Below are 19,724 nucleotides of genomic sequence, written 5' to 3' on the forward strand. Positions count from 1 at the left end.
ATGAGCATGAGTGATCCCATCGCTGACTTGCTGACCCGCATTCGCAACGCGCAAATGGTGTCCAAGGCAACCGTGCTGGTGCCGTCTTCCAAAGTGAAGATCGCCATCGCACAAGTGCTGAAGGACGAGGGTTATATCGACGGCTTCCAGGTCAAGACCGAAGCCGGCAAGTCCGAACTTGAAATCGCACTGAAGTACTACGCCGGTCGTCCGGTGATCGAGCGTATCGAGCGCGTGAGCCGTCCTGGCCTGCGTGTGTACAAAGGCCGTGATTCCATCCCGCAAGTCATGAACGGTCTGGGTGTGGCAATTGTCACGACGCCCAAGGGCGTGATGACCGATCGCAAAGCGCGCGCTACCGGTGTCGGCGGCGAAGTGCTTTGCTACGTCGCTTAAACGTGGCATTGAGGAGTAACTGAAATGTCCCGCGTAGGAAAAATGCCGGTGACCATCCCCGCAGGTGTGGATGTGTCCATCAAGGACGACCAGATCAATGTGAAGGGTACGGGCGGCACGCTGTCGCTGACCCAGAGCGCGCTTGTGAAGGTCTCCATCAAGGACGGCAAGCTCAGCTTTGAGCCTGTCAACGAGTCCCGTGAAGCGAATGCCATGAGTGGCACGATCCGCCAGTTGGTGAACAACATGGTGGTGGGTGTCAGCAAGGGCTTCGAAAAGAAGCTGAACCTGATCGGCGTGGGCTACAAGGCCCAGGCTGCAGGTGCCAAGCTGAATCTGAGCGTGGGTTACTCGCACCCCGTGAACTTCGAAATGCCTGCTGGCATCACGGTTGCGACTCCAACCCCGACCGAAATCGTGATCAAGGGTGCCGACCGCCAGCGCGTCGGCCAATTGGCCGCTGAGATCCGTGCCGTTCGTCCGCCCGAGCCCTACAAGGGTAAAGGCATCCGTTATTCGGACGAAAAAGTCACGATCAAAGAGACCAAGAAGAAATAAGGAGCTGCAACATGTTGACCAAGAAAGAGCAGCGTCTTCGTCGTTCGCGCCAGACCCGCATTCGCATTGCGCAGCAAGGCGTGGCGCGTTTGACGGTGAATCGCACGAACCTTCACATCTACGCCAGTGTTATCTCCGGCGACGGCAGCAAGGTCCTGGCCAGCGCATCGACGGCAGAAGCCGATGTGCGCAAGTCCCTCGGTGGCTCTGGCAAGGGTGGCAATGCCACCGCTGCCCAGATCATCGGCAAGCGCATCGCTGAAAAGGCGAAGGCGGCCGGCATCGAGAAGGTTGCATTCGATCGTGCAGGTTTTGCCTATCACGGCCGCGTCAAGGCTTTGGCCGACGCTGCACGTGAAGCTGGCCTGCAGTTCTAAGCGGAGCGAAATACAAAATGGCTAAATTTCAACCCAAAGTGCAGAGCGAAGGTCAGGACGACGGTCTGCGCGAAAAAATGATCGCGGTGAACCGCGTGACCAAAGTCGTGAAGGGCGGCCGTATTCTCGGTTTCGCCGCACTGACTGTGGTCGGCGACGGTGATGGCCGCGTCGGCATGGGTAAGGGCAAGTCGAAAGAAGTGCCTGCAGCCGTGCAAAAGGCAATGGAAGAAGCTCGCCGCAATCTGGTGAAGGTGTCGCTCAAGAACGGCACCATCCACCATCAAGTGACGGGCCACCATGGTGCTGCACACGTGATGATGGCTCCCGCACCCAAGGGTACGGGCATCATTGCGGGCGGCCCGATGCGTGCTGTGTTCGAAGTGTTGGGCATCACCGACATCGTGGCCAAGAGCCACGGTTCGTCGAACCCCTACAACATGGTCCGCGCAACGTTCGATGCGCTGGTGCATTCCACGACCCCCTCGGAAGTGGCAGCCAAGCGCGGCAAGTCGGTCGAAGACATCTTCGCCTGAACGGAGTTGAGCAAATGACTACGCAACAAACCGTCAAGATTCAACTGGTGCGCAGCCCGATCGGCACCAAGGAATCGCACCGTGCCACCGTACGCGGCCTGGGCCTGCGCAAGCTGAACAGCATCAGCGAACTGCAGGACAGCCCTGAAGTGCGCGGCATGATTAACAAGATCAGCTATCTGGTCAAAGTCCTCTGAGAGGTTGATGATGGAACTCAATAGCATCAAGCCTGCAGACGGAGCCAAGCATGCCAAGCGCCGCGTTGGTCGCGGTATCGGCTCTGGTCTGGGCAAGACCGCGGGTCGCGGTCACAAGGGTCAAAAATCGCGTTCTGGCGGTTACCACAAGGTGGGCTTCGAAGGCGGTCAAATGCCTCTGCAGCGTCGCCTGCCCAAGCGCGGCTTCAAGTCCCATCTGCTGAAGTTCAATGCAGAAGTGACCCTGACGGCGCTGGACCAACTGGGTCTTGCTGAAGTCGACCTGCTGGCGCTCAAGAGCGCCGGTTTGGTGGGTCAGCTGATCAAGGTGGTGAAGGTCATCAAGAGTGGCGAACTGAGCAAGTCGGTCAAGTTGACTGGCATCGGTGCAACGGCGGGCGCGAAGGCGGCCATCGAAGCTGCCGGCGGCAGCCTGGCTTGAATACGTTCTGAAGGAACGCATCCGTGGCTACTAACGCAGCTCAAATTGCGAAAACCGGTAAGTTCGGCGATTTGCGTCGCCGGCTGGTTTTTCTGCTGCTGGCGTTGGTCGTGTACCGCATCGGAGCGCACATTCCCGTGCCGGGCATTGATCCGGCGCAGCTGCAACAGCTGTTCAGTGGCCAGCAGGGTGGCATTCTGAACCTGTTCAACATGTTCTCGGGTGGAGCGCTCTCGCGCTTCACGGTTTTCGCTCTGGGGATCATGCCGTATATCTCGGCGTCGATCATCATGCAGCTGATGACCTACGTCGTTCCGACGTTCGAGCAGCTGAAGAAGGAAGGCGAAGCAGGGCGGCGCAAGATCACGCAATACACGCGTTATGGAACGCTGGGTTTGGCCATATTCCAGTCGCTGGGCATTGCTGTGGCATTGGAGAGTTCCGCAGGGCTGGTGCTGAGTCCCGGTTTCGGGTTTCGCATGACGGCCGTGGTGAGCTTGACGGCTGGCACGATGTTCCTGATGTGGTTGGGTGAGCAGATCACAGAGCGTGGCTTGGGCAACGGGATTTCGATCCTGATCTTCGCAGGTATCGCTGCAGGGCTGCCGAGTTCTATCGGTGGATTGCTGGAGCTGGTGCGCACAGGTGCGATGAGCATCCTGGCTGCGATCTTCATCGTGCTGATCGTGGCGGCAGTGACCTATTTCGTCGTGTTTGTCGAAAGAGGTCAGCGAAAGATTCTCGTGAATTACGCGAGGCGCCAGGTGGGCAACAAGGTGTATGGCGGGCAATCGTCGCATCTGCCTTTGAAGCTCAACATGGCTGGGGTGATTCCGCCGATCTTTGCTTCGTCGATCATTTTGTTGCCGGCGACGGTGGTGAACTGGTTCAGTGCGGGTGAGTCGATGCGTTGGTTGCGTGACATTTCTGGAGCACTGACCCCGGGTCAGCCGATCTATGTGATGTTCTACGCAGCAGCCATTGTGTTCTTCTGCTTCTTCTACACCGCATTGGTGTTCAACAGCCGGGAGACTGCAGACAACTTGAAGAAGAGTGGTGCCTTCATTCCTGGGATTCGTCCTGGAGAACAGACGGCTCGCTACATCGACAAGATCCTGGTTCGCTTGACGCTGGCTGGAGCGGTGTACATCACCTTTGTGTGCTTGCTCCCCGAGTTCATGATCTTGAAGTACAACGTGCCGTTCTATTTTGGTGGCACCTCTTTACTGATCATTGTGGTGGTCACCATGGACTTCATGGCCCAGGTGCAGAACTACATGATGTCGCAGCAGTACGAGTCGTTGCTCAAGAAGGCCAACTTCAAAGCAACGCCTGGCAGCTGAGTCAGTCACAAGTGGAATCTTGGCAAATGCGCTATAGTGGCGGGTTGGCCTTGGTGGATACGGTTTATTGATGCCTCCGAGTCATCGCGGGCGCAAATTGTGTTCCGCGCAGTGGGCCGGGACGAAAAGACGAGTTTTAGGAGAATGAAATGAGAGTTTCGGCTTCGGTCAAGAAAATCTGCCGCAACTGCAAGATCATCCGCCGCAAAGGTGTGGTGCGCGTGATCTGCACGGACATGCGCCATAAGCAGCGCCAAGGTTGATTGAAAGTATTAGAGGACGCATATGGCACGTATCGCTGGCATTAATATTCCGCCGCATCAGCATGCTGAAATCGGCTTGACCGCCATTTTTGGCATCGGTCGCACCCGCGCTCGCAAGATCTGCGAAGCCTGTGACATCGCTTATTCCAAGAAGATCAAGGATCTGACGGACGGCGATCTCGAAAAGATTCGCGATCAGATCGCGCAGTTCACCATCGAAGGTGATCTGCGTCGCGAAACCACGATGAACATCAAGCGCTTGATGGACATTGGCTGCTACCGCGGCTTCCGGCATCGTCGCGGTCTGCCCATGCGTGGTCAGCGTACGCGCACGAATGCTCGTACCCGCAAGGGGCCGCGCAAGGGTGCTGCGGCGCTGAAGAAGTAAAAAGATTGAAAGATCAACATGGCAAAGTCTCCCGCCAATAACGCTGCACAGCGCGTTCGCAAGAAGGTTCGCAAGAACGTTTCGGACGGTATCGCGCACGTGCATGCTTCGTTCAATAACACCATCATCACGATCACCGATCGCCAAGGCAATGCCTTGTCCTGGGCGTCGTCGGGTGGTCAAGGTTTCAAGGGTTCGCGCAAGTCCACGCCGTTCGCTGCACAGGTTGCATCCGAAGTCGCGGGTCGTGCTGCCATTGAACAAGGCATCAAGAATCTTGATGTCGAGATCAAGGGCCCAGGTCCTGGTCGTGAATCGTCGGTGCGCGCGCTGGGCGCCCTGGGTATCCGCATCACGTCGATCTCTGACGTGACGCCGGTTCCCCATAACGGCTGCCGTCCGCAAAAGCGCCGTCGCATCTAATTTTTATAAGCCCACCGCCACCTGATTGCTTTAGCAGCAGGTGGCTCCCGCAATGATGTTGCGGAAGATGACAATCCAAGGAAGCTCAAGTGGCACGTTACCTCGGCCCCAAGGCCAAACTCTCCCGCCGTGAAGGCACTGACCTGTTCCTGAAGAGCGCTCGCCGCTCTATCGCGGACAAGGCCAAGTTCGACTCCAAGCCAGGTCAGCATGGCCGCACCTCCGGTGCTCGCACGTCCGACTATGGTCTGCAACTGCGCGAAAAGCAGAAGGTCAAGCGCATGTATGGCGTGCTGGAAAAGCAATTCCGCCGCTATTTCGAAGCCGCTGATCGCCGCAAGGGCAACACCGGTGCCAACCTGCTGTTCCTGCTGGAATCCCGCCTGGACAACGTGGTGTATCGCATGGGCTTCGGTTCCACGCGCGCAGAAGCACGCCAACTTGTTTCGCACAAGGCCATCACGGTGAACGGCCAATCCGTCAACATCGCCTCGTACCTCGTCAAGACGGGCGATGTGGTGGCTGTGCGTGAAAAGTCCAAGAAGCAAGGTCGCGTGGTCGAAGCCTTGCAGCTGGCCCAGCAAGTGGGTATGCCAGCTTGGGTGGAAGTGAATGCCGACAAGGCCGAAGGTATCTTCAAGAAGGTCCCGGATCGTGACGAATTCGGCGCTGACATCAACGAATCCCTGATCGTTGAACTCTATTCGCGCTAAGCATTTAGCGCACATTCGAGAAAATTGTTCCTATACCGCGAGGCATCGCGGTATAGGCGCTTCACCAGCCTTACCGGTGTAACGAGCTGGGGGTATTGAGAGGAAGTCTGAATGCAAACCAATTTGCTGAAACCCAAGGCGATCAATGTCGAGCAGCTTGGCCACAATCGTGCCAAGGTCGCGTTGGAGCCCTTTGAGCGCGGCTATGGCCACACTCTGGGCAATGCCATTCGCCGTGTTCTGCTCTCGTCCATGGTGGGTTACGCAGCAACGGAAGTCACGATCGCAGGTGTCTTGCACGAGTATTCATCCATCGATGGTGTGCAGGAAGATGTTGTCAACATCTTGTTGAATCTCAAGGGCGTGGTGTTCAAGCTCCACAACCGCGATGAAGTCACGCTGAGCCTTCGCAAGGACGGTGAGGGCGTGGTCACGGCGCGGGATATCCAGACGCCCCATGACGTTGAAATCGTCAACCCGGATCACGTCATTGCTCATCTGTCGCAGGGCGGCAAGCTGGACATGCAGATCAAGGTAGAAAAAGGCCGTGGCTATGTGCCGGGCAATCTGCGCCGTTATGCCGACGAATCGACGAAGTCGATCGGCCGCATTGTGCTGGATGCATCTTTTTCTCCGGTCAAGCGCGTGAGCTACACCGTGGAAAGCGCCCGCGTCGAGCAGCGCACCGATCTGGACAAGCTGGTTGTCGAAATCGAGACCAATGGTGCCATTACGGCGGAAGATGCCGTGCGAGCATCCGCCAAGATTTTGGTGGAACAACTGGCTGTGTTTGCGCAACTCGAGGGCGGCGAATTGGCCGCATTCGATGCGCCAGCAGGTCCTCGCGGCAGTGCAACGTTCGATCCGATCTTGCTGCGCCCTGTGGACGAGCTGGAATTGACAGTGCGCTCCGCCAACTGCTTGAAGGCCGAGAACATTTACTACATCGGTGACCTGATCCAGCGCACCGAGAACGAGTTGCTGAAGACGCCTAATCTGGGCCGTAAGTCGCTCAATGAAATCAAGGAAGTCTTGGCTTCCCGTGGTTTGACTCTGGGAATGAAGCTGGAAAACTGGCCACCTGCAGGCCTGGACAAGCGTTAAGTTATAATTTTGGGCTCCCTCGATGGGAGCCAGTGCCTTGGGCAGTACCTGATACGGCTGCCCGATTTAATTACTCATAAGGAAAGCACCATGCGCCACGGACACGGCCTTCGTAAACTCAATCGCACCAGCTCGCACCGACTCGCGATGCTGCAGAACATGATGAACTCGCTCATCGAGCACGAGGCCATCAAGACCACGCTGCCCAAGGCCAAGGAACTGCGCCGTGTGGTGGAACCCATGATCACCCTGGCAAAGGAAGACACTTTGGCCAATCGCCGCTTGGCATTCGATCGCCTGCGTGATCGTGACAGCGTGACCAAGCTGTTCAACGTGCTCGGCCCCCGGTTCAAGGCACGTCCAGGCGGCTACACGCGCATCCTGAAGATGGGTTTCCGCGTGGGTGACAATGCACCTATGGCGTATGTCGAACTGGTTGATCGTGCAGAAGAATCTGCAGAAACCGCAAATGCTTCCGCAGAAGCATAAAAGTAGGTTATAATTCATCTCTTGCCGCGCGATGGAGCAGTCTGGTAGCTCGTTGGGCTCATAACCCAAAGGTCGGAGGTTCAAATCCTCCTCGCGCAACCAATAAAGCGGAAACGCTCTCAAAAAAGCCCACTAAACAGTGGGCTTTTTTGTTTTTTGTCGTTTAACTCACTGGATAAATACTGATAACGAGCTTCAGCTAGCCTCCAGTCAAGCGGGTGAAGCGCTGCATCTTTCATGGGTCCAGAGGCTTCGCAGTGGTGCGCTGCACATTAAGAAGGTGTGTTTGCCAACAGCTTCTCGATGCTCTGATGCCGTCTTACCCATCCAGGGGTTGATGCCCATCTCTCCTTGTTCACGATGACATCCTCAGAAGAAACCACGCTTGGCATTGATTTCGGCACCTCCAATTCCGCCATGGCGCTGAGACGGGGTCGGGGCGTGGCCACATTGCTGCCGTTGGAAGGGGCCGCAACCACATTGCCGACCGCCCTGTTCTTCAACACGGAAGACCATCGAACCCACATCGGGCGGGATGCCGTGGCGCATTACCTCGCAGGCACCGAGGGGCGGCTCATGCGGTCGCTGAAAAGCCTTCTGGGCAGCGCGCTGCTGCAGGACAAGACGGCGGTGTACCAGAACATGGTGAGCTATCAGGACATCATCGCGCTGTTTCTGCGCACGTTGGCGGGACAGGCCCGGCAAGCGCTGGGTGCGATGCCGGACCGCGTTGTCATGGGGCGGCCTGTCCACTTCGTGGATGGCGACGAAGCGCGTGATGCGCAGGCGGAAGACGCCTTGCGGCAGGCGGCCTTGGATGCCGGGTTCACCAATGTCTCCTTCCAACTGGAGCCCATCGCGGCGGCGCTGGACCATGAACAGCGGATCACACAGGAATCGTTGGTGCTGGTAGTGGACATTGGCGGGGGGACCTCGGATTTCACCGTCGTGCGCCTCGGCCCCGAACGTGCTCTGCTGGCCGATCGCAGTTCCGACGTGCTGGCCACTTCCGGGGTGCACTTGGGTGGGACCGATTTCGACCAGCGGTTGAGCCGGGCTCAGGTCATGCCGCTGCTCGGTTTGCGCCACATCGGACCCAGTGGTCGGGAGGTCCCCAGCCGCGTGTTCTTCGATCTATCGACATGGCACCTGATCCAGTGGCTGTACAGCGCCAAAGCCCTGAGGGAAGCGCAAGCCCTTCGGACCGACTATGCAGACCTTCGCCTGCACGACCGATTGATGGAGGTGCTCAACGAGCGATGGGGGCACCGTTTGGCCAATGCGGTGGAGCAGGCCAAGATCGCGGTGTCGCAAAACAGCGCTGAAGAACTAATCGTGCTGGATTGGCTCGAATCCGATCTGCAATCCTTCATTTCACCCGATGTTCTGGAGGCGCAACTGGAAGGGCCTTTGCAGCAGATCGTGGATTGCGCCCAGGAATGCCTGCGCAAGGCCGGACTGGATGCCGATGGCATCGATGCCATTTATCTCACGGGTGGCTCTTCTGCATTACGTCCACTGCGTACCGCGTTGAAGAAGGCCTTCCCACACGTGACTCAGATGGAAGGCGACCTGTTCGGCGGCGTGGCGTCCGGACTTGCGTACACGGTCGGCTAACGGACTTGCTTGCAGGGGGATGCGTTCACCATCGCCAGTGGCTGCATTGCATCGCTTGGCATGTGCCAGGTCCGCTAGGCCTGTGCTCCACCTTCCTGCTTGAGCGCCAAAGCCGATTGGTACAGGGCATTGCGCGATGCCCCTGTGATCTCGGCCGCCAGGCGGACGGCGGTCTTGAGCGGGAGTTCCTGCATCAACAACTTCAGCACGCGCAGGCTGTCGCCATCGTCCTGCGCTGCCTGCACCGGATGCAACAGCACCACGAACTCGCCCCGCGAGCGTTGTGGTCCGCTGGCCAGCCAGGCGGGCAGGGCATGGGCGGGCTGGGTGGCAATTTCTTCGAACTGTTTGGTCAGCTCCCTGGCGAGCGTGACCTGCCGTTCTCCCAGGATGACAAGGGCCTGTGCCAGTTCGGCGATGCGGTGCGGGGCCTCCAGCAGCACCACACAGCGGGTCTCCGTGGCGAGCTGCTGCACTGCCGTTGCCCGCTCACCGCTCTTGGTCGGAAGAAAGCCGGCAAAAAGAAAACCTTCGGCCCCCTGGGCCACGGCGCCTGCTGCGCTGAGTGCCGAGGTCACGCTGCTCGCCCCTGGCAGCGGCACGGCGCGCAACCCTGCCGCATGCACGGCAGCGACGATCCGTGCTCCCGGATCGCTGACGCCCGGGGTGCCCGCGTCACTGGCGTAGGCCACCCGCTGCCCTGCGCGCAAACGCTCCACTACCGCATGCGATGCCTCGGCCTCGTTGTGCTGGTGCACCGCCAGCAATTGGCTGCCGGGTCTTTCTATGCCGTAGGCACGCAGCAGCGCCTGGGTGTGGCGGGTGTCTTCGCAGGCGATGGTGTCGGCCAGTTGCAGAACGTGCAGCGCCCGCAGTGTGATGTCGGCCAGGTTGCCGATGGGCGTGGCCACCACGTACAGAGCCCCTTGCGGATAATGCTGCGCAGCCGCCGCGTCGCGTGCGGCGTTCAGGGCTGAAGCGAAAGAGGCGCTCAATGGGATTCCTTGGGAAAAAACCGGTGGCCACCACGCGCGTGGTCGGCAATGCTGCCGAAGACCTCGCGTTGGCCCACCTGCAAGCCGCTGGACTGCGGCTGGTCGAGCGCAATTATCGAACGCCCGGGCGTGGCGGCGGCGAGATCGATCTGATCGTGCGGGATCGCGATGGCACGGTGGTGTTCGTGGAAGTGCGAAGCCGCGCCAGCAGCGCGTTTGGCGGCGCGGGTGCCAGCATCGGCCGGACCAAGCAGCAGCGGATCGTGTTCGCCGCCCGCTGCTACCTGATGCGCCTGCCTGCACCGCCGCCATGTCGATTCGATGCGGTCCTGGTGGAAGGCGATTCAGTGCAGTGGCTGCGTGGCGCCTTCGAGGCGCAGTAACGCTTCGAGCCCTTGGTTGGAGTCAAACAGGATGCAGTGTTTTACGCCTGCCGTCCATGGTTGACCCAAACGGCGCCGACCCCCCGGGTATCATCTTTGTCTCATGCTAGAGCAACGCATCCAACAGCATTTCATCGACAGCGCCGACCTCAAATACCAGTCCGCGCAGACCCTGAGCCATCCCATCGCTTCCGCTGTGCAGGCCATCCTCGCCTGCGTCACCAGCGGCGGCAAGGTGCTTGCCTGCGGCAGCGGCCCGGCCGCGGCGCAGGCGCAGCAGTTTGCGGCACTGTGCGTGGCTGGGTTCGAGCGGGAGCGGCCGGAACTGGCCGCCATGGCACTGGCGCCCGACGCGATCTGGACCCCCGCAGGCCTGGAGGGCCCGGACATCGACGCGCTGGCGCGCCAGGTGCGCGCGCTCGGGCACGCGGGCGATGTCCTGCTGGCACTGTCGGAGTCCGGCAATGACCTGCCGCTGCTGGCCGCATGCGATGCAGCGCATGAAAGAGACATGACCATCGTCGCCCTCTCGGGCCGCAGCGGCGGCCGGCTGGCCGGCATGCTGCGCGAGACCGACGTCTTGATCGCCGTGCCCCACGACCGCGCCGCACGCGTGCGGGAGGTGCATTCGCTCGTCCTGCACTGCTTGTGCGACGGCGTGGACGCCCAATTACTTGGTGAACAGGAGATACCGCTATGAGCTTCCCGATGACCCGCTTGACCCGATTGACTTGCACCCTGCTGGCCGTGGGCGCCTTGGGGGCGGCCCTCTCGGCATGCGCTCCGCTGGTGGTAGGCGGCGCTGCCGTCATGGGCAGTATGATGGCGTCGGACCGGCGCACGACGGGCACGCAGGTGGAGGACGAAGGCATCGAACTGCGCGCCTCCAACCGCATTCGCGACACCTTCGGCGACCGCGTGCATGTCAATGTGACCAGCTACAACCGGCAAGTGCTGCTGACGGGCGAAGTGCCGACCGCGCAGGACAAGGAAAAACTCGAGCAGACCGCGTTGGCCGTGGAGAACGTGCGCTCGGTCGTCAACGACCTGGCCGTGATGCCCCCCAGTTCCCTCACGCAGCGTTCCAACGACACGCTGATCACCGGCAAGGTGCGCGCAAGCTTTGTCGATGCCAAGGACCTGTTCGCGAGTGCCTACAAGGTGGTCACCGAGCGCGAGACGGTGTACCTCATGGGACGCGTGACGCAGCGCGAGGCGGACCGGGCTTCCGATATCGCCCGTGGCGTGAACGGCGTGCGCAAGGTCGTGCGCGTGTTCGAGATCATCACGCAGCAGGAACTGGAGCGTGGCTTCGCGCAGCAGCGTCCCGCGCCGGTCACCACGGACGCTTCGCCCAACGTGCCGGTCCGCTGAGCGTCGGCTGCCAGCGAGTTCGTCAAGAAGCGGTTCCGACACCGGACCGCTGGCCACCGCCACGAAGGCGCGGCCCGGGGCGGCCGGGCTGAGCGATCGGTTCTTTTATCCGTTCGTTTTCTGGCGCCCCAGCCGCGTGATCAAGCTGGAGGTGTCCCACCGGGCGCCGCCGTGCTGCTGCACATCGGCATAGAACTGGTCCACCAGCGCTGTGACCGGCACGCGTGCGCCGTTGCGGCGGGATTCGTCGAGGACCAGGCCGAGGTCCTTGCGCATCCAGTCCACGGCGAAGCCGAAGTCGAAGCGGCCCTCCACCATGGTCTTGCCGCGGTTGTCCATCTGCCAGCTCTGTGCGGCCCCTTTGCCGATGACGTCCAGCACCAGTGGCATGTCGAGCCCGGCATGCTGGCCGAAGGCGATGGCCTCCGACAGGCCCTGCACGATGCCGGCGATGCAGATCTGGTTGACCATCTTGGCCAACTGGCCCGATCCGCTGTCGCCCACGCGGGTGAAGGCCCGAGAAAAGGCCAGCGCCGTGGGCTTCACGTTTTCGAAGGTGCCAGCGTCGCCGCCGCACATCACGGTCAGCTGGCCGTTCTGGGCCCCGGCCTGGCCGCCGGACACGGGGGCATCGATGAACTGCAATCCCAGCGTGCGCGCCGCGCCGTACAGTTCGCGAGCGACCTCGGCCGATGCCGTGGTGTGATCGACGAAGACCGCGCCGGGCTGCATGCCGGCGAATGCGCCGTCGGCACCCAGCGTGACGGAACGCAGATCATCGTCGTTGCCGACGCAGCAAAAGACGATGTCCGCCACCTGGGCCGCTTCGCGCGGCGTGGGAGCGTGCCGGGGCGCGGCGGTGCCCGCGAACTCCTCGCACCAGGCGGCCGATTTGGCGGCGGTGCGGTTGTACACGGTGACGGAATGGCCGGCGTGGGCGAGGTGCCCCGCCATGGGGTAGCCCATGACGCCCAGGCCGAGAAAGGCGACCTTGCGGGAAGGCGTGGCGTCGTAGCTGCGGGGATTCGTGCTGGGCATGGGAGAGGGCTCCATTTCAGAAAAAAGAAAACCCGCCGGGCAAGGGCGGGTGGTGGGGCGGCTGGCGTCAGACGATGGCGAAGTGCTCGGTGCCCGAGGCCAGGTCGGTGGTCTTGGCGCGCTGGCTGCCCAGCTTGATCTGCAGGCGCAGGTCATTCAGCGAATCGGCATTGCGCAGCGCGTCTTCGTAGGTGATGACGTTGGCCTCGAACAGGTCGAACAGCGATTGGTCGAAGGTCTGCATGCCGAGGTTCCGGCTCTTCTTCATGATCTCCTTGATCTCGGCGACTTCGCCCTTGAAGATCAGGTCGGCGATCAGAGGGGTGTTCAGCATCACCTCGACCGCGGCGGCCCGGCCCTTGCCATCCTGCTTGGGGATGAGGCGCTGGGAGATCATGCCGCGCAGGTTGAGCGACAGGTCCATGAGGAGCTGCGCGCGCCGCTCTTCCGGGAAGAAGTTGATGATGCGGTCCAGCGCCTGGTTGGCGCTGTTGGCGTGCAGCGTGGCCAAGCACAGGTGGCCGGTTTCGGCGAAGGCGACCGCATGCTCCATGGTTTCGCGGTCGCGGATCTCGCCCATCAGGATGACGTCCGGCGCCTGCCGCAGCGTGTTCTTGAGGGCGGCTTCCCAGCTGTCGGTATCGAGTCCCACTTCGCGCTGGGTGACCACGCAGTTCTTGTGCGGATGCACGAACTCGATCGGGTCTTCCACGGTGATGATGTGGCCGAACGAGTTCTCGTTGCGCCAGTCCACCATCGCCGCCAGCGTGGTCGATTTGCCCGAGCCCGTGGCGCCCACCAGAATGCACAGGCCCCGCTTGGTCATCGTGACTTCCTTGAGCACCTGCGGCACGCCCAGCCCGTCGATGGTCGGCAGCGTGAGCGGAATAGTCCGCAGCACCATGCCGACGCGGCTTTGCTGGATGAACGCATTCACGCGGAAGCGCCCGATGCCGGCAGGCGAGATGGCGAAGTTGCACTCCTTCGTGCGCTCGAAGTCCGCCACCTGCTTGTCGCTCATGATGGCGCGCGCCAGCGTCAGCGTGTGGGCGGGTGTGAGCGGCTGGGGCGACACCTTGGTGACCTTGCCGTCCACCTTGATCGCGGGCGGAAACTCGGCCGTGATGAACAGGTCGCTGCCGCCGCGGCTCACCATGAGCTTGAGCAGATCGTTGATGAATTTACTGGCCTGATCGCGTTCCATCAGCTCTCCCTGGGGTGGTTGCAGCGCGGTGCGTCATTTCTGGCTATCGGACAGGCGGGCGCTCACGACGCGAAGGCGCAGCGAGAGCTTGCGTGCCAGCAGGGCCACCAGGCTGGCGGCCAGCTGGGGGTCCTTGGTCATCATGTCGTCCATGGCCTCCGCGCTGAGCACCGCGATCTCGCAGTCGGTCAGCGTGGTGCAGGCCGAAAAGCGGATACCGCTGTCCAGCAGCGACATTTCGCCCAGGATATCGCCGGGACGGGTTTCCGCCAAGCGCAGGTGCTCGCCCCAGGGCTGCACGCGATCGACGGCGATCGTGCCGGTGAGCAGCACCACCATGAAGTTGCCGTACTCGTCCTGGCGGATCACATCGCGGTTGGGCGCGACGGCCGCGAACTCGAAGAAGCGCTCCATGCGCTCGACGGCGTCCCGGTCCAGGTGCGCCATGTATTTGTCCTTGGACCACAGCGCCTGCAGCAGCTTGCCGCCGCGGCTGGCGGCCATGCGCCTGGCGCCCACCTCGACGGCACGGGCTTCCCAGGGCACCAGCATGGCGTCGTCCACGCCTTGTCCGGCGAAGGCGGTGGTGAAGAAGACGGAGTCGCCGCCTTCTTCCGCCGCTTTGCCGCCGCGGGTCTTGGCCTTCAACAGGCCGAGGATGCCTTTCATAGGGGATGCTCCGGTGTGCCGCCTGAAAAAGGCCGCGAATCTCTGGGGTGGGTGGACGGGGAGGGATGCGGTGTGCATCAACCCGGGAAGTTGTCGGGGATCTTCGCCTTGCCCCGCGCCTCGGCCGGGCTGATGACGTTGCGCCGGACCAGGTCGGTCAGGTTCTGGTCGAGGGTCTGCATGCCAGCGCTGCTGCTGGTCTGGATGGTGGAGTACATCTGCGCCACCTTGGCCTCGCGGATCAGGTTGCGGATGGCGCTGGTGCCCAGCATGATCTCGTGCGCCGCGACACGGCCCTGGCCGTCCTTGGTCTTGCACAGCGTCTGCGAAATGACGGCCTGCAGCGACTCGGACAGCATGGCCCGCACCATTTCCTTTTCCTCGGCGGGGAACACGTCGATGATCCGGTCGATGGTCTTGGCGGCGCTGGAGGTGTGCAGCGTGCCGAACACCAAATGGCCCGTTTCCGCGGCCGTCATGGCCAGGCGGATGGTTTCCAGGTCGCGCATTTCGCCCACCAGGATGGCGTCCGGGTCTTCGCGCAATGCCGACTTGAGGGCGGCCGCGAACGACAGCGTCATCGGCCCGACCTCGCGCTGGTTGATCAGGCACTTCTTGGATTCGTGCACGAACTCGATCGGGTCCTCCACCGTGAGGATGTGGCCGTATTCGCTTTCGTTCAGGAAGTTGACCATGGCCGCCAGCGTGGTGGACTTGCCCGAGCCCGTGGGGCCGGTGACCAGCACCAGGCCGCGCGGCTTCAAGGCCAGTTCGCCGAAGATCTTGGGGGCGTTGAGCTGCTCCAGCGTCAGGATCTTGCTCGGAATGGTCCGGAACACGGCGGCCGCGCCGCGGTTCTGGTTGAAGGCGTTGACGCGAAAGCGCGCCAGGCCCTCGATCTCGAAGGAAAAGTCCACTTCCAGGAACTCTTCGTAGGCCTTGCGCTGCGCATCGCTCATGATGTCGTAGACCATGGCGTGGACGGTCTTGTGGTCGAGCGCATCGACGTTGATGCGCCGCACGTCGCCGTGGACCCGGATCATGGGTGGAAGGCCCGCCGACAAGTGCAGGTCAGAAGCCTTGTTCTTCACGCTGAATGCCAGCAGTTGGGTGATGTCCACGGGGTCCCTCGGTCGTTTGGTACGCTCAGAGGAATCATTATGACGACGATTGGTAACAACCTCCAACAGGTTCTTGGGCGCATCGCGCAGGCCTGCGCCGCAGCCGGGCGCGACCCTGCCAGCGTGCGCTTGCTGGCCGTTTCCAAGACCTTCGGCGACGACGCCGTGCGCCGTGCCGCCGAGGCCGGGCAGCGCGCGTTCGGCGAGAACTACATCCAGGAAGGCGTGGCGAAGATCGCCGCGCTGCAAGGCGGCGCCATGCCCTGGACGCCGCCTCTGCAGTGGCATTGCATCGGTCCCGTGCAGAGCAACAAGACCCGGCAAGTGGCCGAGCATTTCGACTGGGTCCACACCGTGGACCGCGAAAAGATCGCGCAGCGCCTGTCGGAGCAGCGGCCCGCCGGCTTGGCACCGCTGGAGGTGTGCATCCAGGTGAATGTGGACGGCGGCGCGACCAAGGCGGGCGTGCCGCCGGCCGAGGCCCGGGCCCTGGCACAGGCTGTTGCGCGGCTGCCACGGTTGCGGCTGCGGGGCCTGATGAGCATTCCGGACGTGGCCCCCGATTTCGCCGCGCAGTTGGCGGTCCATGCGGCGGCGAAGGCGCTGTTCGACCAGATCCGGGGGGAGGGTGGCGAGGGCTTCGCGGCGTTCGACACGCTGTCGCTGGGCATGACCGCCGACCTGGAGGCCGCGATCCACGCGGGGAGCACCCTGGTGCGGGTCGGCACGGGCGTCTTCGGCACCAGGGCGGCCCCCGCCTGAGGCCGGGGCCGCGCCCCGCTCAGGCCCGGCGGGCCCAGCCCAGTTGCGGCGACGAACCGGCCTCGGCGTTTTCCTGATTCAGCCGGAACACCCCCACGGCCTGCAGCAGGGCGCTGGTGCGGTCCTTCATGCCGCTGGCGGACGCCGCCATCTGCACGACCACGCTGCCGTTTTGCTGGGTGACCTGGTCCATCTGCGACACGGCCTGGCCGACCTGGGCGACGCCCATCGCCTGCTCGTTGCTGGCCGCGCTGATTTCCTGCATGAGGTCCGTCACGCGGCGAATGGACGACACCACCTCCGTTATGGTGGCCCCGGCCTTGTTCACCAGCACGCTGCCCTGCTCGACCCGCTGCACGCTGGTGGATATCAGGTGCTTGATCTCTCGCGCGGCTTCGGCCGAGCGGCCGGCCAGGCTGCGCACCTCGCTGGCGACCACGGCGAAGCCCCGGCCCTGCTCGCCCGCGCGCGCCGCCTCCACCGCGGCATTGAGGGCGAGGATGTTGGTCTGGAACGCGATGCTGTCGATGACGCCGATGATGTCGGCGATCTTGCGGGAGCTTTCGTGGATGCCCTTCATGGTCTCGACCACCTCGGTCACGACCTCGCCGCCCTGGATGGCCACGGCGCTGGACTGGATGGCGAACTGGCTGGCCTGGCGGGAGTTGTCGGCGTTCTGGCGCACAGTGGAGCCCAATTGCTCCATGGACGCCGCGGTCTGCTGCAGGGCGCTGGCATGGTGCTCGGTGCGGCTGGACACGTCATGGGTGCCTTGCGAGATCTCGGTGCTGGATGCCGCCACCGCCTCGGACGTGCGGCGCACGTCGTACAGCACGTTCTGGAAACTGTCGCGCAGTGCTTCCAGCGACTGCAGCAGCTGGCCGGCCTCGTCGGTCTGCCGGGCCTCGACGGCCTGCGTCAGGTCGCCGGTGGCCATGGTCCTGGCGGCCTGCACCGCCCGCTGGATGGGGCGCACGATGCTGCGGGAGATGAGCCAGGCCGTCGTCGCCGCCACCACGATCGCCGTGCCGCTGAGCACCAGCATCAGGATGGAAAACCCCTGGGCGACGGACCGCGCATTGGCCGATTCGGCCTTGTTCTTTTCCTCCTCGATGTCGATCAGCCGGTTGATGCTGGCCAGCCACTCCACATAGGCGGGTCGGGCCTGCTCCTGCAGAACCTGGATGGCCTTCTCAGGCTGGTGGGCGCCGCTCAGTTCGATGACTTGGCGGGTCAGCGGCAGGGCGCGTGATTCGACCTCCTTGATGCGGTCCAGGGCCTCCCGCTCGCGGGGCTCGATCGGGGTGGAGGCGAACATCTGGTCCAGCGGCGCTGCCGACTGCGCATAGTGGCCTGCGAGCTTCTGGATCAGGTCGATTTCGGCCTGGAGCTGGTCGGGGCGCGTGGCCAGGGTCACGTCGCGCAGCGCGATGGCGCGGTCGTGCACGCTGCCGCGGAAATTGATGGCATAGCGCTGCTTGGCGCTGTTGAAGTCCCCGATGGTGGCCAGGCTGGCGTTGATGTTGGACACCCGGTTCACGCCGATGACCGTCAGGCCGAGCATCAGCAGGATGAGCAGGGAAAATCCCAGCGCCAGGCGGTGGGCGATCTTGATGTTCGAAAGCTTCATGGTTTCACCTCGGTTGCAGGAGTGGTGTGGATTGGTTTCGTTCGTTTCCTTTTGTAATTTTTGACAGGTGCGTGACAAATTTCAATCACCAAAAACGGGGTGTTGGATCGCCGTCCTTTTTGAGAATTGTTGAGGATTGGGCCGAGCCGATTCGGTAGGCGTGAGTGGCGAATTCGCGGCCAGCCCGCGCTTGCAAAGGGTTGCACAGCACTGGCTTGCGGACGGCCTTGTCCTACCGGGTGCGGGAAGGCCCACTCTTAGAATGCGGCCGGCCATGCTCTATGGCGTAACGGGAATGGATAGTTGTTTTGAATGTTGAAATCACGCCGGCCGTGGCGTTGGAAACGATGGTGGTGCTGCGGCCTTCCGGGCAGTTGGCGGCCGGCGAATCGAGGGCCGGGGCCTGGAGTGCATGGGAGGCCTTCGCAGACTCCGGCGTGGAGCCCCTGGGGTTCTACCTGGACGGCTGGGAGGGCGATGCCCCCGCCGCATTGGCGGCGCAATTGCGCGCCAGCGTCTGGTGGGACCGCCCCCTGTTCGTGGCGCCCGGCGATGCGGCTCCGCCCTGGCTGGCCGATGGCGCCGCGCCGTATGCTGCCGCCCTGGCCGCCAGCGAGCTGTGCCTGGCCGTGCGGCGCAGCCTGCCGCTCGATCCCGCGGCCCTGCATTTCGACGAGCGGGTGCTGTATTTCCTGTGCCTGCGCGACGGTGCCCAGTTGCAGCCGCAATGCGACCGTGCCAGCCTGGCGCTGTACCGCTACCCGATGGTCGAGGCGCTGGCCCGGCCCGGCGACGATGCCGATGCGTGCCTGGCCGGGCTCACGCGGCGCCGGCTGCTGGAGCCCGCCGAGCTGGTGGACCGCACGCGGCACTGCCGCACCTGCGGCAGCGCGCACATCCACTACCTGGACGTGTGCCCGCACTGCACCAGCATCCACATCCGCAAGTCGCCCTCGCTGCATTGCTTCGCCTGCGGCCACGTGGCCCCCGAGGCCGACTTCCATGCCGATGGCGCGCTCTCGTGCCCCAAGTGCAACGCGATGCTGCGGCACATCGGCGTGGACTACGACCGGCCGCTCACGCAGTACGCCTGCGGCAGCTGCCACCATGTGTTCGTGGAGACCCAGGTGGTGGCCCGCTGCCTGGATTGCCGCACCACGGCCGAGCCCAGCACGCTGGACGTGCGCGAGATCTCGTCGCTGCGCCTGAGCCCGCAGGGCCGCGCCGCGCTGCGTGCCGGGCAGATCCAGGAATCGTTCGCCGCGCTCGACTCCGCGCACTACGTGCCGCCCGCCGATTTCCGCCGCATGCTCGACTGGGCGCTGGCCACGCATGCGCGCCACGGCGAGATGCGTTTCGCGCTGATGCTGGTGGAGTTCCAGAACGCGGCCGAGGTGATCGAACGCGAAGGCGCCTCGCGCGTGTTCCTGATGCTCGACGAGTTCGCGCGGCGCCTGCACGAGCTGCTGCGCACCTCGGACATCACCACGCGCACGCAGGAGGAATGCCTCTGGCTCTTCCTGCCGTTCTCCTCGCCCGAGGGACTGGCCGCGCGCCTGCAGGCGTCGCTCCAGGGCGCGGGCGGCGGCGCGGCCGCGATGCCGCTGCGCACGCGCATCCGGCACCTGGAGGTGCCGGGCGGCCTGCGCTCCGGCGAGCAGGCCGCGGACCTGATGGCGCGGCTGCGCGACGGGGCCTGAAC

Annotated in this window: 25 protein-coding genes and 1 tRNA gene; 20 read left to right on the forward strand and 6 right to left on the reverse strand. The window is 63.0% G+C overall.

Annotation, left to right across the window (positions count from 1 at the left end; all coding sequences use genetic code 11):
* From rpsH to AVTE2539_RS20995, 15 genes are all read left to right on the forward strand, one after another.
* Positions 1 to 396: a 30S ribosomal protein S8 gene (gene rpsH, locus AVTE2539_RS20925; RefSeq protein ID WP_005793636.1), complete on the forward strand. Its 396-nt coding sequence runs from the start codon at positions 1 to 3 to the stop codon at positions 394 to 396.
* A gap of 24 nt (positions 397 to 420) precedes the next feature.
* Positions 421 to 954, forward strand: a complete 534-nt coding sequence (gene rplF / locus AVTE2539_RS20930; protein WP_272566914.1) for a 50S ribosomal protein L6 — start codon at positions 421 to 423, stop codon at positions 952 to 954.
* Positions 955 to 965: 11 nt separating this feature from the next.
* The gene (gene rplR / locus AVTE2539_RS20935; RefSeq protein WP_272549407.1) at positions 966 to 1,331 is read left to right on the forward strand and encodes a 50S ribosomal protein L18; all 366 of its coding nucleotides are present in this window, start codon (positions 966 to 968) and stop codon (positions 1,329 to 1,331) included.
* 17 nt (positions 1,332 to 1,348) lie between these two features.
* Positions 1,349 to 1,867, forward strand: a complete 519-nt coding sequence (rpsE, locus tag AVTE2539_RS20940) for a 30S ribosomal protein S5 (RefSeq protein ID WP_272549406.1) — start codon at positions 1,349 to 1,351, stop codon at positions 1,865 to 1,867.
* A gap of 14 nt (positions 1,868 to 1,881) precedes the next feature.
* Positions 1,882 to 2,064, forward strand: coding sequence for a 50S ribosomal protein L30 (gene rpmD, locus AVTE2539_RS20945; RefSeq protein WP_056670941.1), 183 nt, complete (start codon positions 1,882 to 1,884; stop codon positions 2,062 to 2,064).
* Between the two features lie 10 nt (positions 2,065 to 2,074).
* A complete protein-coding gene (rplO, locus tag AVTE2539_RS20950) occupies positions 2,075 to 2,506 on the forward strand; it encodes a 50S ribosomal protein L15 (RefSeq protein ID WP_272569571.1) in 432 nt (143 codons plus the stop codon).
* Between the two features lie 23 nt (positions 2,507 to 2,529).
* Entirely contained in the window at positions 2,530 to 3,849 is a 1,320-nt protein-coding gene (gene secY, locus AVTE2539_RS20955) for a preprotein translocase subunit SecY (RefSeq protein ID WP_284413580.1), read from the forward strand.
* A 149-nt stretch (positions 3,850 to 3,998) separates the two neighbouring features.
* Positions 3,999 to 4,112, forward strand: a complete 114-nt coding sequence (rpmJ, locus tag AVTE2539_RS20960; RefSeq protein WP_011793797.1) for a 50S ribosomal protein L36 — start codon at positions 3,999 to 4,001, stop codon at positions 4,110 to 4,112.
* A gap of 22 nt (positions 4,113 to 4,134) precedes the next feature.
* Entirely contained in the window at positions 4,135 to 4,500 is a 366-nt protein-coding gene (rpsM, locus tag AVTE2539_RS20965; protein ID WP_056670935.1) for a 30S ribosomal protein S13, read from the forward strand.
* An 18-nt stretch (positions 4,501 to 4,518) separates the two neighbouring features.
* The gene (gene rpsK, locus AVTE2539_RS20970) at positions 4,519 to 4,923 is read left to right on the forward strand and encodes a 30S ribosomal protein S11 (protein ID WP_011793799.1); all 405 of its coding nucleotides are present in this window, start codon (positions 4,519 to 4,521) and stop codon (positions 4,921 to 4,923) included.
* 89 nt (positions 4,924 to 5,012) lie between these two features.
* Entirely contained in the window at positions 5,013 to 5,636 is a 624-nt protein-coding gene (rpsD, locus tag AVTE2539_RS20975; protein ID WP_272566916.1) for a 30S ribosomal protein S4, read from the forward strand.
* Positions 5,637 to 5,747: 111 nt separating this feature from the next.
* On the forward strand, positions 5,748 to 6,740 hold the full coding sequence (locus tag AVTE2539_RS20980) for a DNA-directed RNA polymerase subunit alpha (protein ID WP_272549398.1): 993 nt from the start codon (positions 5,748 to 5,750) through the stop codon (positions 6,738 to 6,740).
* Positions 6,741 to 6,830: 90 nt separating this feature from the next.
* A complete protein-coding gene (gene rplQ, locus AVTE2539_RS20985; protein ID WP_284406975.1) occupies positions 6,831 to 7,229 on the forward strand; it encodes a 50S ribosomal protein L17 in 399 nt (132 codons plus the stop codon).
* Positions 7,230 to 7,254: 25 nt separating this feature from the next.
* Positions 7,255 to 7,331, forward strand: a tRNA-Met gene (locus tag AVTE2539_RS20990).
* Between the two features lie 258 nt (positions 7,332 to 7,589).
* Complete coding sequence (locus AVTE2539_RS20995; protein WP_284394015.1) at positions 7,590 to 8,846, forward strand: Hsp70 family protein; 1,257 nt, start codon at positions 7,590 to 7,592, stop codon at positions 8,844 to 8,846.
* Positions 8,847 to 8,920: 74 nt separating this feature from the next.
* Here AVTE2539_RS20995 and rsmI read toward each other — a convergent pair whose 3' ends face one another.
* Positions 8,921 to 9,841, reverse strand: a complete 921-nt coding sequence (rsmI, locus tag AVTE2539_RS21000) for a 16S rRNA (cytidine(1402)-2'-O)-methyltransferase (RefSeq protein ID WP_284413583.1) — start codon at positions 9,839 to 9,841, stop codon at positions 8,921 to 8,923.
* Here rsmI and AVTE2539_RS21005 point away from each other — a divergent pair.
* The 3 genes from AVTE2539_RS21005 to AVTE2539_RS21015 all read left to right on the forward strand — a co-directional run bounded on the left by AVTE2539_RS21005 (position 9,841) and on the right by AVTE2539_RS21015 (position 11,598).
* Positions 9,841 to 10,224, forward strand: a complete 384-nt coding sequence (locus AVTE2539_RS21005; protein ID WP_284413585.1) for a YraN family protein — start codon at positions 9,841 to 9,843, stop codon at positions 10,222 to 10,224. The two genes, rsmI and AVTE2539_RS21005, sit on opposite strands and share 1 nt — an antisense overlap.
* A gap of 103 nt (positions 10,225 to 10,327) precedes the next feature.
* Positions 10,328 to 10,924, forward strand: coding sequence for an SIS domain-containing protein (locus AVTE2539_RS21010; protein WP_284413588.1), 597 nt, complete (start codon positions 10,328 to 10,330; stop codon positions 10,922 to 10,924).
* Positions 10,921 to 11,598, forward strand: a complete 678-nt coding sequence (locus tag AVTE2539_RS21015; protein WP_487088864.1) for a BON domain-containing protein — start codon at positions 10,921 to 10,923, stop codon at positions 11,596 to 11,598. Before AVTE2539_RS21010 ends, AVTE2539_RS21015 begins: the two co-directional genes overlap by 4 nt.
* Positions 11,599 to 11,703: 105 nt before the next feature.
* On the opposite strand, the gene AVTE2539_RS21020 is transcribed toward AVTE2539_RS21015, so the two are convergent.
* From AVTE2539_RS21020 to AVTE2539_RS21035, 4 genes are all read right to left on the reverse strand, one after another.
* Complete coding sequence (locus tag AVTE2539_RS21020) at positions 11,704 to 12,636, reverse strand: NAD(P)-dependent oxidoreductase (protein ID WP_284413590.1); 933 nt, start codon at positions 12,634 to 12,636, stop codon at positions 11,704 to 11,706.
* A gap of 67 nt (positions 12,637 to 12,703) precedes the next feature.
* Positions 12,704 to 13,840 carry a PilT/PilU family type 4a pilus ATPase gene (locus AVTE2539_RS21025; protein WP_272566929.1) on the reverse strand — a complete coding sequence of 379 codons (1,137 nt, stop codon included), beginning with the start codon at positions 13,838 to 13,840 and terminating at the stop codon, positions 12,704 to 12,706.
* Between the two features lie 33 nt (positions 13,841 to 13,873).
* On the reverse strand, positions 13,874 to 14,509 hold the full coding sequence (locus AVTE2539_RS21030) for a cyclic nucleotide-binding domain-containing protein (protein WP_272566930.1): 636 nt from the start codon (positions 14,507 to 14,509) through the stop codon (positions 13,874 to 13,876).
* Between the two features lie 77 nt (positions 14,510 to 14,586).
* A complete protein-coding gene (locus AVTE2539_RS21035; RefSeq protein ID WP_092744851.1) occupies positions 14,587 to 15,630 on the reverse strand; it encodes a type IV pilus twitching motility protein PilT in 1,044 nt (347 codons plus the stop codon).
* A gap of 39 nt (positions 15,631 to 15,669) precedes the next feature.
* On the opposite strand from AVTE2539_RS21035, the gene AVTE2539_RS21040 reads away from it, so the two are divergent.
* Positions 15,670 to 16,392, forward strand: coding sequence for a YggS family pyridoxal phosphate-dependent enzyme (locus AVTE2539_RS21040; protein WP_284413592.1), 723 nt, complete (start codon positions 15,670 to 15,672; stop codon positions 16,390 to 16,392).
* A gap of 19 nt (positions 16,393 to 16,411) precedes the next feature.
* Here AVTE2539_RS21040 and AVTE2539_RS21045 read toward each other — a convergent pair whose 3' ends face one another.
* Positions 16,412 to 18,022, reverse strand: a complete 1,611-nt coding sequence (locus AVTE2539_RS21045; protein WP_284413594.1) for a methyl-accepting chemotaxis protein — start codon at positions 18,020 to 18,022, stop codon at positions 16,412 to 16,414.
* A gap of 308 nt (positions 18,023 to 18,330) precedes the next feature.
* Between AVTE2539_RS21045 and AVTE2539_RS21050 the strand changes: the two genes are divergently transcribed.
* The gene (locus AVTE2539_RS21050) at positions 18,331 to 19,722 is read left to right on the forward strand and encodes a TackOD1 domain-containing metal-binding protein (RefSeq protein WP_284413596.1); all 1,392 of its coding nucleotides are present in this window, start codon (positions 18,331 to 18,333) and stop codon (positions 19,720 to 19,722) included.
* The last annotated feature ends 2 nt before the right edge of the window (positions 19,723 to 19,724 follow it).

Source organism: Acidovorax sp. SUPP2539, assembly GCF_030158975.1.
GTDB lineage: Bacteria > Pseudomonadota > Gammaproteobacteria > Burkholderiales > Burkholderiaceae_C > Paracidovorax.

Coding starts and splice junctions, on each gene's coding strand:
- rpsH (WP_005793636.1), top strand. CDS start 1: ATGAGCATGAGTGATCCCATCGCTGACTTGCTGACCCGCATTCGCAAC.
- rplF (WP_272566914.1), top strand. CDS start 421: ATGTCCCGCGTAGGAAAAATGCCGGTGACCATCCCCGCAGGTGTGGAT.
- rplR (WP_272549407.1), top strand. CDS start 966: ATGTTGACCAAGAAAGAGCAGCGTCTTCGTCGTTCGCGCCAGACCCGC.
- rpsE (WP_272549406.1), top strand. CDS start 1,349: ATGGCTAAATTTCAACCCAAAGTGCAGAGCGAAGGTCAGGACGACGGT.
- rpmD (WP_056670941.1), top strand. CDS start 1,882: ATGACTACGCAACAAACCGTCAAGATTCAACTGGTGCGCAGCCCGATC.
- rplO (WP_272569571.1), top strand. CDS start 2,075: ATGGAACTCAATAGCATCAAGCCTGCAGACGGAGCCAAGCATGCCAAG.
- rpmJ (WP_011793797.1), top strand. CDS start 3,999: ATGAGAGTTTCGGCTTCGGTCAAGAAAATCTGCCGCAACTGCAAGATC.
- rpsM (WP_056670935.1), top strand. CDS start 4,135: ATGGCACGTATCGCTGGCATTAATATTCCGCCGCATCAGCATGCTGAA.
- rpsK (WP_011793799.1), top strand. CDS start 4,519: ATGGCAAAGTCTCCCGCCAATAACGCTGCACAGCGCGTTCGCAAGAAG.
- AVTE2539_RS20980 (WP_272549398.1), top strand. CDS start 5,748: ATGCAAACCAATTTGCTGAAACCCAAGGCGATCAATGTCGAGCAGCTT.
- rplQ (WP_284406975.1), top strand. CDS start 6,831: ATGCGCCACGGACACGGCCTTCGTAAACTCAATCGCACCAGCTCGCAC.
- AVTE2539_RS20995 (WP_284394015.1), top strand. CDS start 7,590: ATGACATCCTCAGAAGAAACCACGCTTGGCATTGATTTCGGCACCTCC.
- AVTE2539_RS21005 (WP_284413585.1), top strand. CDS start 9,841: ATGGGATTCCTTGGGAAAAAACCGGTGGCCACCACGCGCGTGGTCGGC.
- AVTE2539_RS21010 (WP_284413588.1), top strand. CDS start 10,328: ATGCTAGAGCAACGCATCCAACAGCATTTCATCGACAGCGCCGACCTC.
- AVTE2539_RS21015 (WP_487088864.1), top strand. CDS start 10,921: ATGAGCTTCCCGATGACCCGCTTGACCCGATTGACTTGCACCCTGCTG.
- AVTE2539_RS21020 (WP_284413590.1), bottom strand. CDS start 12,636: ATGCCCAGCACGAATCCCCGCAGCTACGACGCCACGCCTTCCCGCAAG.
- AVTE2539_RS21025 (WP_272566929.1), bottom strand. CDS start 13,840: ATGGAACGCGATCAGGCCAGTAAATTCATCAACGATCTGCTCAAGCTC.
- AVTE2539_RS21030 (WP_272566930.1), bottom strand. CDS start 14,509: ATGAAAGGCATCCTCGGCCTGTTGAAGGCCAAGACCCGCGGCGGCAAA.
- AVTE2539_RS21040 (WP_284413592.1), top strand. CDS start 15,670: ATGACGACGATTGGTAACAACCTCCAACAGGTTCTTGGGCGCATCGCG.
- AVTE2539_RS21045 (WP_284413594.1), bottom strand. CDS start 18,022: ATGAAGCTTTCGAACATCAAGATCGCCCACCGCCTGGCGCTGGGATTT.